The sequence below is a fragment of the Clostridium bornimense genome (genome assembly GCF_000577895.1).
In the GTDB taxonomy this organism is placed as follows: Bacteria; Bacillota; Clostridia; order Clostridiales; family Clostridiaceae; genus Clostridium_AN; species Clostridium_AN bornimense.
The window spans coordinates 2,135,919-2,149,839 of sequence record NZ_HG917868.1; the positions used below are offsets into that span (position 1 = coordinate 2,135,919).

Below are 13,921 nucleotides of genomic sequence, written 5' to 3' on the forward strand. Positions count from 1 at the left end.
CCTCTAAAGCCAACTTTTATTCATCAAACCATTTTATTAATTTCTTTCTTCAGTTGTTTAATTATTCTTTTTTCTAATCTAGATATATAAGACTGTGATATACCAAGCATATCGGCCACTTCCTTCTGCGTCTTTTCACCTTTCCCATTAAGTCCATATCTTAACTCTACAATTTCTTTCTCTCTTACATTTAATTTTTTTAATGCTAAAACTAACAACTGTTTATCTACCTCATCTTCTAAAACATTATATACCCCATCATTTTCTGTTCCCAATATATCTGATAATAACAATTCATTTCCATCCCAATCTATATTAAGAGGCTCATAAAAAGATATTTCTGACTTTAATTTAGAATTTCTTCTTAGGTACATTAATATCTCATTTTCTATACACCTAGAAGCATAGGTTGCTAATTTTATTTTTTTTGTTGGATCAAATGTCTTTACAGCTTTTATAAGTCCAATTGTTCCTACAGAAATAAGATCTTCTATAGTTAATCCTGTATTTTCAAATTTTCTTGCAATATACACTACAAGTCTTAAATTACGTTCTATTAATATTCTTCTTACATCTTCTTCCCCTGCTTTTAATCTTTCTATAAGTTCTTCTTCTTCATCTTTAGATAATGGTGGAGGAAGTGTATCACTTCCTCCAATATAGTGTACTGACTTTTTTTCTAATATATTTTCTATTTTAAGAACTTTTAATATCTTCTTTATAAATCTTACTAATCTAATCATAACTCCCCCCGCTAATAAATTACTCCTCTTGAGAGAAGGGCATTAAACTTATTTTCATTGCTTAAACTACCTTCAGATAATGCAATAAAACAATCTACTACTTTTCTTTCTTCCCCTCTATGAACTATTAGCGCCTTTGGCTTAAAGGCTTTAACTTCCAAATTCCTATCATTTACTACTTTATAACTTATTGTTATCATTTGATCTTCATCAATTAAATTTTTATCTATTAGAGTAGATTCTATAAAAACTACAGGTAAATTAGTAATGGGCTCTCTTAATTCATTACCTGTATCTAAAAAACCTTTTAACTTTATAATCTCATCTCCAAGAATTAATTCCATATTATATATAAACTTATTTACAAATAAAGAATCTTTAATAAATTTATACATACGATCTAACAAAAAGAATATAAGTATTAAAGACAACAGTAATTTTTTCGAAGAAAAATTAAATATGAATCCCCTATATATATATACTTTTGAATTTTGCGCTAGAAAAAAACATATCCCCGCTAACAATACAGTATAAAGAAGATATAAAACGCTTCCTTTTATCTTCATCCTTATTGTATTTTTTTTAAGAACTATTGCAACTAATAAATATCCCACAATAATCTTAAAAGGTAAACTAGTTAAAATTCCATTAAAATTATAAAAATAGGTGATAACATATAATGCTCCTAACATAGACGAAGCCAATAATCTTTTGTAATTAATTTCTATAGATAAACTTTTTATAGTTATATAAAGGAGAAAAAAATTAACAATAAAATTTTCTATGAGTAAAATGTCTAAGTAAACAATCATCTTACTCCCTCCCTTTGTATATATTATAGTTTATACTAAATCAAAAATTTGTAAATTATTGGAAATAATCTTTTTTTTTTATTTTTTATTTATTTTTCTATTTCGACTGACTTATCAATAAAATTCATAATTCACCATTCACAAGCTACAATTAAAATCAATTGATTATTATCACTTCTTAATCCTCAACTAGAATTAATTCATGATTTACAATAAAGATTGTTTTTCATACTAATACAAAATTAATGTTATATATTGTAATTATATGATTTCCTAATCATTCTTTAATTTTTTTCATATATAAAACTGTTATACTTAAGTGTTGTTATAAAACAACAATTCATTCTTCCCTCACCACTACTTAACTAGAACAGGTTTCAATATGAACTTTTACTATATCCCGATCTTACAAAGATATATCCTCAAGCTACATGAAAGCGCAACTTTCATTAGCCCCCGTACTGACTTTTGTATAAAAAATAACTAATTTAAGAAAACTAGTCTACTCTATAACCCCAAACTTATGTACTTATAATCCAAGAAATTCCTCAGGAATTCCCACCACAATTGTGAATTAAAAAAAGTGATTCATCTCTCGATGAATCACCTTTTTATATCACTCTATTAATATCTATGTCTCTTTCTTAAGAAAGTAGGTATATCTATATCATCTCTTTCAGAAGATGTTGATGTAGCTGCTACTTCTTCTTGAACAGTTTTCTTTTCTTCTACTTCTTCTTTTCTTTCTGGTTTACCAAATAAACTTGGTTTTTCTTTATTTATTGAACTTGCCTCATCAAATCCAGTAGCTATTACAGTAATTCTAATTTCATCTTTCATAGATTCATTTATTACTGCACCAAATATGATATGTGCATCTGGATCTGCTGCATCTTGAACTATTTCTGCCGCTTCACTAATTTCTAATAGACCTAAATCAGATCCACCAGTAACATTAATAAGTACACCTGTAGCTCCTTTAATTGAAGTTTCTAAAAGTGGTGATGATATTGCTTGTTTAGCAGCTTCCTCTGCTCTGTTATCACCTTTTCCTGTACCTACACCCATATGTGCTAGTCCCTTATCTAACATAACAGTTCTAACATCTGCAAAGTCAAGATTTACAAGTCCTGGTATAGTAATAAGGTCAGATATACCTTGAACCCCTTGTCTTAATATTTCATCAGCTAATTTAAAAGAATCCACTAATGATGTCTTTTTATCAACTATTGATAATAATCTTTCATTAGGAATAGTTACTAATGTATCTACTCTCTCTTTTAAATTTTTTATTCCCATTTCTGCATGCATCATTCTTCTTCTACCCTCAAATGGGAATGGTTTAGTTACAACACCGACAGTAAGAATACCCATTGATTTTGCAATTTCAGCAACAACTGGTGCCGCACCTGTTCCTGTTCCACCACCCATACCGGCAGTTATAAATACCATATCTGCTCCTTTAAGTGATGCTTCTATCTCTTCTCTACTTTCTTCAGCAGCTTTTCCACCAACTTCAGGATTTGCACCTGCTCCTAATCCTTTAGTTAATTTATCTCCAATTTGTATTTTTTGACTTGCTTTTGATAAAGCTAATGCTTGCTTATCTGTATTAACAGCAATAAACTCAACATTTTTAAGTCCTTCTTCAATCATTCTATTAACGGCATTATTTCCTCCGCCACCGCATCCAATTACTTTTATTTGCGCAAATGCACTTACATCAACATCAAAATCTAGCACTATGTTATCCTCCTCTTCCTCACAGAAACTCATCAATAAAAGCTCTTAATTTGGTTACTATTCCCACTTTTCCACTTACCTCTTGTTGTTCAACTTCCTTATCTCCATGTTTTTGATTTAATTCTTTTAAAGGAAAGTAATTATTATATTCATCTTTAATCGCCGCTATCGACGGTGCTAACAGACTTTTTTCTTCGTCAAATAACCTCTCTTTATATACCATACACGGTATCTTAAGATTATATTTAATAATTTCTTCTATCCCAGGGAATTCTCCAAGTCCACCGCCTACAAGAACAACCCTATTTATAGATTTATCGTATCTTTTAAAACTATCTTTAATCATATTTAGAATTTCTTCAACTCTATCATATGCTACATCATTTAATAAAGACTTCTTTATAGTTACCTTTTCGTGGAATGAATTTTCAATTAAGACTTCTTCTTCCTCATCGTAACCTATAGAAAAATCTATTAATGATTTCTTAATAGCCTCTGCTGTATTGAAAGATAATTTAAAAAAATAACCTATATCTTTAGTTATATTCTTTCCACCTAATGGAATTGTGTACATATCAACTAAATTACTTCCCTCAAAAATAGAAACTCCTGTGCTTTCTCCTCCAACATCTACTATTGAAGTCACATAATTAACTTTCTCTCTTCTTAATATAATATTAGAAATTGAAATAGGTTGCAATACTCTTCCTAATACTTTTAGGCCTATTTTTTCAACTACCTTCTCCAAATTTGTAATAATAGATGTCTTTGATATAATAATATTAGCTTTTAATTCTAATCTATGACCAATCATACCTATTGGATCTGATACATTTCTTATTCCATCTACAACATACTCATAAGGATCTACACCAATAATAGTATTATGTTTACTAGTAGGTATTGCTGTAGTAACGTCTATAACCCTTTTTATATCATTAGGAGTTATTTCCTTTTCTTCTGATGATATAGCTATCATCCCTCTGTTTTTATATATACTACAAATATTTCCTGACAGCAGTAAATATACTTTATCTATACATATTCCAATAAATTTTTCTAGCTTTTTCTTAACTAATAATACTTCTTCTACTGTTTTATCTATATTTACTATTACTCCATTTGATAATCCAGTTGCTGTAACCTCTTCATATCCAGAAATACTTAATTCTCCTTCTTTATTTATCTCTCCATATGTCATTGATATTTTAGTTGTCCCGATATCCAACACAACTATCATTTCCTTCATTTAGTTTCACCTCTCTATAGAGAACCCACTTTATATTTTATTCAACACAAACCTTTAATTTCCTTCTTATTAGTAAAAAATTTATTTAGTAAAATAAGTTAAATTATATTAATTAAAATACCCCATAATAAAAGGACCTCCTTCGGTCCTTAATATAATTTGCTTCTTAATTCCTTTTTTATATAAAAATATTCAAATTCTAAATATCCATTTCCGATATATCCACACTTCTAGTATGTATCGTATGGCACCATTCTTTATTATTCTTTTCTATTATTCCAAGGAAAGAAATAGGCATCCAAGTTAATAAATAGAAATAGTATAACACAACATAATAAAAAATCATCTTACACGACAATTTCTTATCTAATGACATTATAAATAAGTAATATATGTAATATAAAAATAACATTGATGTCGTCATACATATCATTGCAATATTTAATTTTATATTTATAATATCCATTACATCATATGTGATTATAGTTACCAAACCTTGATATAAACTATATATTAATGTTACTCCCATAGCAACAGTAAAATATGGCTGAATACTATATATAGCACAATCTATAGCAGTCCAACTTCTATGTGTCACTCCATATTTTATTAGTTTTACAAAATATCTCGATGATACATCTGCAAAGCCTTTCATCCATCTTTTTCTTTGATTCCATGATTGTCTTAATGTTAGAGGCTTTTCATCATAAATTACTGCATCATGAGCCCATCCTACCCTTTCTCCTTTGCTTACCAACTTACAAGTAAATTCTAAATCTTCTGTTAGACAAGTTGCTCCCCATCCTAAAGACTTAAGAGTATCAATATCTATACAAAAACCCGTTCCACCAAGTTGTGCAGATAAACCTATATTTTGTTTTGCCAATTGTACAGTCCTATTATTCTGCCAAAACGCTAATGAATAACATCCTGTTATCCAAGAATCTTCTGGGTTTTTACTATCCAAATATCCTTGTACAACCTTATACCCTTGGCACAACTTCTTATTCATTGCATTTAAAAAATTCTTTGATACTAAATTATCCGCATCAAAAATTGCTATAGAATCATATTGTTTATCCATACTAAATATTTTCTTAAACATCCACTCCATAGCATATCCTTTTCCTTGATTTTTTAAATCATGTCGTTCATATACTATCGCTCCATTGTCTTTTGCTATCTTAGCCGTCTTATCATCACAATTATCTGCAACTACAAAAATATCATATTTGTCTTTGGGATAATCCATAAGCTTTAACGACTTTATTATATCTGATATTACCTTTTCTTCATTATGAGCTGCTACTAATAACGCAAAAGATTTTTTTTCTTTAACTTCTTCTTCATCTTTTTTCATATAGATTCCCATCAAACTCATAATTAATTGATATATCAAATACATAAATGTTATTTTTGATATAATAACAATAACAAAAGAAATTATATGTCTTATAATAATCAATTTATTTTCCCCCTAGTTCTTCATCGAGCCAATATAATTTATATTTTCTCCAACTTTTTCTTCTGTAAAAAATAATAAAGACATAATGTCTTTATTAACATTATGTCCTTATTGCCTATCCACTATTCTTAATTATTATAATTATATTCTAAATATATAGCATTCTTTGTAAAGCATCTAGGTCTACTGCATATTCCATAGCAGTTTCAATCGTAATTTCATTTTTTCTATATAAATCTGCAATAGCCATATCCATTGTCTGCATGCCATACTTTGATCCAGTTTGAACTGATGACTGAATTTGATGTGTTTTTCCTTCTCTTATTAAACTTTGTATTGCTGGAGTAATTGTCATAACTTCTAGCGCTGCACATCTTCCTCTACCTTCTGTAAGTGGTAGCAATTGCTGTGAAATTACTCCTTGTAATACTCCTGATAATTGTACTTTAACTTGTTGTTGCTGATGTGGAGGAAATACATCTATAATTCTATCTATTGTTTTAGCTGCTCCTATGGTATGTAATGTTGAAAATACCAAGTGACCTGTTTCAGCAGCAGTTATAGCAATGGATATACTATCTAAATCTCTCATTTCTCCTATCAGAATAACATCTGGGTCTTCTCTCAATGCAGCTTTTAATGCATTATTATAATTTGCACTATCATTACCTATTTCTCTTTGATTTACTATAGATTTTTTATGTCTATGTAAATATTCTATTGGATCTTCCAGTGTCAAAATATGTTCAGCTCTTGTGTCATTGATTTCATTTATCATAGCTGCTAAAGTAGTAGACTTACCACTTCCTGTTGGACCTGTTACTAAAACTAGTCCTCTTTTTTTAGTTGTTAAGTCCCTGACTACTGGTGACAAATTCAAAGTATCTAATTCAGGAACTTTTAAACCTATAAGTCTTATTGCTATAGCATCATGCTCTCTTTGTTTAAATACATTAACTCTATATCTACCTACACCATTAAGTGAATATGATTTGTCTAATTCTCCTTTATTATTATATCTTCTATACTCTTCCAAGGTTAAAATTTCTTTCACATAACCATCTAATTCGTTATGTGTTAATGGGTCATGATCAGTATGCACTAATTTACCATTCATTCTTATCACTGGTGGAACTCCCACAGTTAAATGTAAATCCGACCCTTTTTTGGTAACGATTTCTCTTAATAAATCTTTTAATGTAGCCAAATATCTCACCTTCTTTATTTCATTATATTTATAATTATATAATATTTATAAAAAAAGTTAAACATCACAAGTTAAATTATACTTGTGATGTTTATATTTATATTTTATTAACTGCATTTAACCCCTTATACAATTTCTTCAAAGCTCTCTTTTCTATTCTAGATACATAAGATCTAGAAATCCCTAAATGCATAGCTATCTCTCGTTGTGTCTTTGGCTTCCCATTTAATAATCCATATCGCATCATTATTATTGTCTTTTCTCTGCCTTTAAGACACTTATCTATTTCTTCATATAACTTTTTTACTTGTACCCTATTTTCTACAATTTCTATTACTGAATCTTCTGTGGCACTTAATACATCCATTAGAGATATTTCATTACCTTCTTTATCTACCCCTATAGGTTCTTGTAAAAATACCTCTCCTTTAGTCTTTTTATTATTTCTTATAAGCATAAGTATCTCATTTTCTATACATCTAGCTGCATATGTTGCAAGTCTAGTCCCTTTATTAGGTTGAAATGAATCAATTGCTTTTATAAGACCGACAGTTCCAATAGATATAAGCTCATCATTATCTTTTCCTGTAGATGTATACTTTTTTACAATATGAGCTACTAATCTTAAATTTTTTTCTACCAATACACTTTTAGCATGTATATCTCCTTCTTTTAATTTTGCAATATAATATCGTTCTTCCTCCTCATCTAAAGGCTTAGGAAAGGAATTTGAATTAGAAAGATATCCTGTAACAAAATTCATATTTATTAACATATTTAGAAGTCCATCAATAAACATTTAAGAGACCCCTTTTTTATTGCTCTATATTATTCTATTTAACCTCTTATAAAAAAATGATAGAAATCTTAAAGATAATTCACAATGCTCAATTCACAATTCATAATTATGGATGAAATTCTTGTCAGTTCACAACATCAAGGCACAAGTATTAGGGCACATGGCACAGGTAGATTTATTTAACAACACTTAACTATAATAGTTTTATATATGTATTTGATGTATAAATATATAGTCTATATAATAAATTTCCATACCATCCGCAGAATTTTACCTTACTTGTTCCTTGTGCCGTCAAACCTGTGCCCTATTCATTGCTGTCCGCAGGACTATAATATTTTCCCCATCAGGGGAAAATTAACCTTAATTGTGAATTGCCCTTTGTGAATTGTGAATTATAAAAAAAGCTTACGCACAATGTTAATTTATTGTACATAAGCTTTTTTATTACTTATTATTTATAATTTCTTTTATCTTAGCAACTAAAAGATCGATGGCTACTTTATTACCGCCACCTTCTGGTATTATTAAATCTGCATATCTCTTAGATGGCTCAGTAAATTGTAAGTGCATAGGTCTTACCATAGTAAGATATTGATTAATAACACTTTCAAGAGTTCTTCCTCTCTCATTAATGTCTCTAACAATTCTTCTTACTATTCTAACATCAGCATCGGTATCAACAAATATCTTAATATCCATAAGATCTCTTAGTCTTTCATTTTCAAATATAAGTATTCCTTCAACTATTATGATTTGATTTGGTTCAACGGTTATTGTCTCTTTAACTCTATTATGAATAGAAAAATCATATATAGGCTTTTCTATTGTTTCTCCAGCCACTAAAGCTTTAATATGTTCTATTAGAAGATCATTATCAAATGCTTTAGGATGATCATAATTAGTTTTAACTCTTTCTTCTGGCTCTAAATTACTTTGATCCTTATAATAAGAATCTTGTTCTATCATAGTTATATTTTTTTCATTAAAACTTTCATAGATTTCTCGAGCTATTGTACTCTTTCCCGAACCAGTTCCACCAGTTATACCAATTACTATAGGCTTTTTCATTAGTTTTCCTCCTTACCTTTTACAAGCATGTAATCTTCCTCTAACTCCTCATCACACTTAAAGGTAAATATCATTTGAGCATTTGGAGCAACTTCTATAGATTCCCCATTTTCATTTTTCATATCTTCTATAGTAACTTCAAAGCATTCTCCCTTTGGTCTTAGAATTTCTACCTTATCTCCAGCAAACAATCTATTTCTTTGTTCTACTGTAGCAATCTTTGTTTCCTTATCATAAGATTTAACTATACCCACAATATCAAAGTTTCTAAGATATGAAGATGATTCATAGTATTGTCTATCTTCATCATTATAATAGAATCCTGTTGTATATCTTCTATGACTTGGCTTTAATAGATATTCCATCCATTTTTCATTAAATTTATAATTTTCAGGATCTTCAAAATAAGTATCAATAGCTTCCCTATATGCTTTTACTACTGACGCAACATAGTAAGAACTCTTCATTCTTCCTTCTATTTTGAAAGAATCTATTCCTGCCTCTACTAAGTCTGGAATGTGCTCAATCATACATAAATCCTTTGAATTCATGATGTAAGAACCTCTTTCATCTTCCTTAACTTCATAGTATTCTCCTGGACGTCTTTCTTCCACTAAATGATACTTATATCTACATGGTTGAGCACAAGCTCCACTATTAGATCTTCTTCCAGTCATATAATTAGAGATAATACATCTTCCTGAATAAGCCATGCACATTGCACCATGAACAAAAGATTCAACTTCACATGTATCTGGTATCTCTCTTATAAGATCTTTTATTTCCTGCATACTCATTTCTCTTGCTGGAACTACTCTCTTTATACCCATAGAATGCCAAAATTTTACCGTTCTTATATTAACTGCATTAGCTTGAGTACTTAAATGTAATTCTAAATCTGGTACAACTTCCTTAGCTGTAGCAATTATACCTGGATCAGCAACAATTATTGCATCAACACCAATTTCATAAAGATCTCTTAAGTAATCTTCTATACCGGCAAAATCTCCATTATGAGGTATAACATTCAAAGTAACGTAAACTTTCTTACCTCTATCATGGGCATATTTTACCCCTTCTCTTAATTGATCATTATCGAAGTTATGTGCAAAAGCTCTTAGATTTAACTTACTTCCACCTAAATATACAGCATCTGCTCCATATCTTATGGCAACCTTCAGCTTCTCTAAGTTTCCTGCCGGAGCTAAAAGTTCTGGTTTTTTAATCATTTTTATTTCCTCCTTGTTGTTAGTGCAATACCATCACCCATAGGAATAATAGATGTCACTAACTCCTCTCTCTCATTTATCATTTCAAGATATGCTCTCATTCTTTTCACAATAGTTATTTTTCTTCTTATAACTAGGTCATCATTAGCTACCATTCCTCTAAAAAGAACATTATCTGCAACTATAACGCCGTCTTCCGAAAGTAATCTTAAAATATCATCTAGTAAATGATTATAATGTCCCTTTCCCGCATCCATGAATATCAAATCAAATTTCTCATCAAGTCCTTTTACAACTTCTAATACATCGCCTTCTATTACATTTATATCTTCCTTGGCACCAGCTTTTTCTATATTTTCTCTTGCTTTAGCAACCATATCAGCACTTCTATCAATAGTTGTTATTTTGCACTTATTGCTTTGGTATATAGTAAGTGCAGAATATCCTATGGCCGTTCCTAATTCTAAAACCTTCTTAGGCTTTTTTATTGCCACAATCGTCTTTAAAAACTGTGCACCTTCTTTTTGAATAATAGGCACATTGTATTCAGTAGCATATTCTTCTAACTCTTTAAGAAAATCATTATTTTCAGGTATTAAATCTCTTATATACCTTTCCATATAATCGTAGGTTATTCCACCCATATTATCCTCCAATTAATATCCGTTTTCTTCCATATTTTTTTTATGTTCTTCATAATCATCAGTAAACACATGCTCCCCATTGCCACCCTTTTTAAGAACATAAAATATATAGTCTGATTTCTTAGGATTTAATACTGCTTCAATAGATACCTTTCCAGGACTTGCAATAGGTCCTACTGGTAACCCCTTTACATAATAAGTATTATATGGTGACTCTACTTTTGTATCTTCTATTGTAACAGTATCTGCAGTTTTTTGAGTTGCATAAACTGTAGTGGCATCCATTTGAAGTCTCATACCTTGCTCTAATCTATTATTAATAACCCCAGCAACTATAGGACGTTCATCGTCTACTTTAATTTCTTTCTCAATTATAGAAGCTCGAATAATTATATCTTCTATTTCATCATCACTTAATGTTATGCCTTCCTCGTTTTCAATCTCTAATAATACTGACTCAAATCTCTTTATCATCTTTTCTATTACTTCATTAGCAGACACATCTTTATCAAAGCCATAGGTATCTGGAAATAAATATCCTTCAAGATTGTATCTCTTTTCTGGATTTTCTTTCACATAAGATGGAAGTGGGTATTCCTTAATTGCATTTAAAAATTCATCCTTTGAAACAATACCAGCTTCATCAACAGCTGTGGCTATTTTTTCAATATCATAACCTTCAGGTATTGTAACTTTATGAGCATATTGTCCATCCTTCCCTGAAACAAGTTTGTCTAAAAAGTCATGTATGCTATCATCTTCGTGAATCTCATATGTTCCAACTTTTACAGTCTTGTCTCCAGATGAAAATTTAGTATAAACCTTCACCATAAGTAAATTTTTCATCTTTCCTTCTTCATTTAATCTTGATAAGACAGTATTTAAAGTATCATTTTCCTTAACTTCAATAACTTCATCTTTCTCAATATTAATGAAAGGTTTATTTATGGCACTGGAATATAAATACCATCCAATTTCTAATGCTACTATTATAAAAACAATAGTAATTAAAAAACCTCTTAATACTTTTTTACCCACTTCTCACACCCCATAACTAAAATCTATTTTTTTCTTGATGCTCTTTTTCTTTCGTCACTATTTAAAATTCTCTTTCTTATTCTTACGCTTTCTGGAGTAACTTCAACTAACTCATCTGATGCTATAAATTCTAAGCTTCTTTCTAGAGTCATTTCTCTAATTGGAACTAGCTTTAATGCATCATCTGATCCTGAAGCTCTTGTATTACTTAAATGTTTCTTCTTACATACATTTACTTCTATATCATCAGCTCTTGAACTTTCACCAACAACCATACCTTCATATACTTCAACACCAGGTCCAACGAATAATGTACCTCTATCTTGAGCATTAAATAATCCATAAGCTAAAGTAGTTCCTGTTTCAAAAGCAATTATAGAACCTCTGCTTCTTTCTGGAATTTCACCTTTATATGGCTCATATCCTTCAAACACATGGTTCATTATACCATTACCTTTAGTATCAGTCATAAATTCATTTCTAAATCCTATAAGACCTCTTGCTGGAATCTTAAACTCTAATCTTGTATATCCATTTTGAGCAGAAGTCATGTTTATCATTTCACCTTTTCTAGGTCCAAGCTTTTCCATAACTACTCCCATAAATTCTTCTGGTACATCAATAGTTAAATGTTCGATAGGTTCTAACTTCTTACCATCTTCTTCATGGAAAATAACCATTGCTTTAGAAACTTGGAATTCATATCCTTCTCTTCTCATTGTTTCGATTAAAACAGATAAGTGAAGTTCTCCTCTTCCTGAAACTTCAAAAACATCTGGAGATTCAGTTTCTTTAACTCTTAAAGAAACATTAGTTTCAAGTTCTTTCATAAGTCTATCTCTTATATGTCTTGTAGTTAAGAATGTTCCTTCTCTTCCTGCAAATGGTGAATTATTTACCATAAAGTGCATTGAAAGTGTAGGTTCATCTATATCAACAAATGGTAATGCTTCTGGACATGATGCATCAGCTATAGTTTCTCCAATATTTACATCTGCTAAACCAGATACTGCAACAATATCTCCAATTGTAGCTTCTTCAACTTCTACCCTATTTAATCCTTCATGAGTATATACATTTACTATCTTTCCATTAGTAGTTGTACCATCTTTTCTCATAATTACAATATTTTGATTCTTTTTAACTTTTCCTCTATGAATCTTACCGATAGCAATTCTTCCAACATATTCATTAGAATCAATTGTAGTAACAAGCATTTGAAGTGGAGCATCTAATTCACCTTGTGGTGCAGATACATTCTTAATTATAGTATCGAAAAGTGGCTTCATATCTTCGTTAGCATCTTCTTTGTCATATCTAGCAAATCCAGCTCTTCCTGATGCGTAAATAACTTCAAAATCTGTTTGCTCATCACTTGCTCCAAGCTCAACAAATAAATCGAAAACTTCATCTAGAACTTCTTCTGCTCTTTCATCTGGTCTATCGATTTTATTTATTACAACTATTGGCTTAAGGTCTAATTCTAAAGCTTTCTTTAATACGAATTTTGTTTGAGGCATTGGACCTTCATAAGAGTCAACAACTAGAAGTACTGAATCTACCATCTTAAGTACTCTTTCAACTTCTCCACCGAAGTCAGCATGTCCAGGGGTATCTACTATATTAATCTTTGTATCTCCATAAGTTACAGCTGTATTCTTAGAAAGAATAGTTATTCCTCTTTCTTTTTCTAAATCATTAGAGTCCATTACTCTTTCTTCAACTCTTTCATTACTTCTGAAAATATTACTTTGTCTTAATAGTGCATCTACTAATGTAGTTTTACCATGGTCAACGTGAGCTATTATAGCTATATTTCTAATATTTTCTCTGCTAAAATTTTTCATTATTTTTCCTCCAGTATTTTATATAATAAAGAACTAATACTTCGTACAATCTACATCGTTATACATAGATCATT

12 protein-coding genes are annotated in these 13,921 nt (G+C 30.0%); all 12 read right to left on the reverse strand.

Going from position 1 to position 13,921, the window contains the following annotated elements; genetic code table 11:
* Window positions 1-23: 23 nt before the first annotated feature.
* The 12 genes from sigE to typA all read right to left on the reverse strand — a co-directional run bounded on the left by sigE (window position 24) and on the right by typA (window position 13,847).
* Window positions 24-743, reverse strand: coding sequence for an RNA polymerase sporulation sigma factor SigE (gene sigE, locus CM240_RS09625; protein WP_044038822.1), 720 nt, complete (start codon window positions 741-743; stop codon window positions 24-26).
* An 11-nt stretch (window positions 744-754) separates the two neighbouring features.
* Window positions 755-1,555 (reverse strand): sigma-E processing peptidase SpoIIGA, encoded by an 801-nt coding sequence (locus CM240_RS09630; protein ID WP_044038824.1) that lies wholly within the window; start codon window positions 1,553-1,555, stop codon window positions 755-757.
* Between the two features lie 624 nt (window positions 1,556-2,179).
* Window positions 2,180-3,298, reverse strand: a complete 1,119-nt coding sequence (gene ftsZ / locus CM240_RS09635) for a cell division protein FtsZ (protein WP_044038826.1) — start codon at window positions 3,296-3,298, stop codon at window positions 2,180-2,182.
* Between the two features lie 19 nt (window positions 3,299-3,317).
* Window positions 3,318-4,547 (reverse strand): cell division protein FtsA, encoded by a 1,230-nt coding sequence (gene ftsA, locus CM240_RS09640; protein ID WP_044038830.1) that lies wholly within the window; start codon window positions 4,545-4,547, stop codon window positions 3,318-3,320.
* Window positions 4,548-4,746: 199 nt separating this feature from the next.
* Window positions 4,747-6,012, reverse strand: coding sequence for a glycosyltransferase family 2 protein (locus CM240_RS09645; protein WP_044038832.1), 1,266 nt, complete (start codon window positions 6,010-6,012; stop codon window positions 4,747-4,749).
* Between the two features lie 148 nt (window positions 6,013-6,160).
* Window positions 6,161-7,219, reverse strand: coding sequence for a type IV pilus twitching motility protein PilT (locus tag CM240_RS09650; RefSeq protein WP_044038834.1), 1,059 nt, complete (start codon window positions 7,217-7,219; stop codon window positions 6,161-6,163).
* Window positions 7,220-7,316: 97 nt separating this feature from the next.
* Entirely contained in the window at window positions 7,317-8,018 is a 702-nt protein-coding gene (gene sigK / locus CM240_RS09655) for an RNA polymerase sporulation sigma factor SigK (RefSeq protein WP_044038836.1), read from the reverse strand.
* A 447-nt stretch (window positions 8,019-8,465) separates the two neighbouring features.
* Entirely contained in the window at window positions 8,466-9,089 is a 624-nt protein-coding gene (gene udk / locus CM240_RS09660) for a uridine kinase (RefSeq protein WP_044038838.1), read from the reverse strand.
* Window positions 9,089-10,315 carry a peptidase U32 family protein gene (locus tag CM240_RS09665; RefSeq protein ID WP_044039875.1) on the reverse strand — a complete coding sequence of 409 codons (1,227 nt, stop codon included), beginning with the start codon at window positions 10,313-10,315 and terminating at the stop codon, window positions 9,089-9,091. The genes udk and CM240_RS09665 overlap by 1 nt, the downstream gene beginning before the upstream one ends.
* 5 nt (window positions 10,316-10,320) lie before the next feature.
* Window positions 10,321-10,962: an O-methyltransferase gene (locus CM240_RS09670; protein WP_044038840.1), complete on the reverse strand. Its 642-nt coding sequence runs from the start codon at window positions 10,960-10,962 to the stop codon at window positions 10,321-10,323.
* A 12-nt stretch (window positions 10,963-10,974) separates the two neighbouring features.
* Complete coding sequence (mltG, locus tag CM240_RS09675) at window positions 10,975-12,000, reverse strand: endolytic transglycosylase MltG (protein WP_044038842.1); 1,026 nt, start codon at window positions 11,998-12,000, stop codon at window positions 10,975-10,977.
* Between the two features lie 23 nt (window positions 12,001-12,023).
* Window positions 12,024-13,847: a translational GTPase TypA gene (gene typA / locus CM240_RS09680; RefSeq protein ID WP_044038844.1), complete on the reverse strand. Its 1,824-nt coding sequence runs from the start codon at window positions 13,845-13,847 to the stop codon at window positions 12,024-12,026.
* Between the last annotated feature and the right edge of the window lie 74 nt (window positions 13,848-13,921).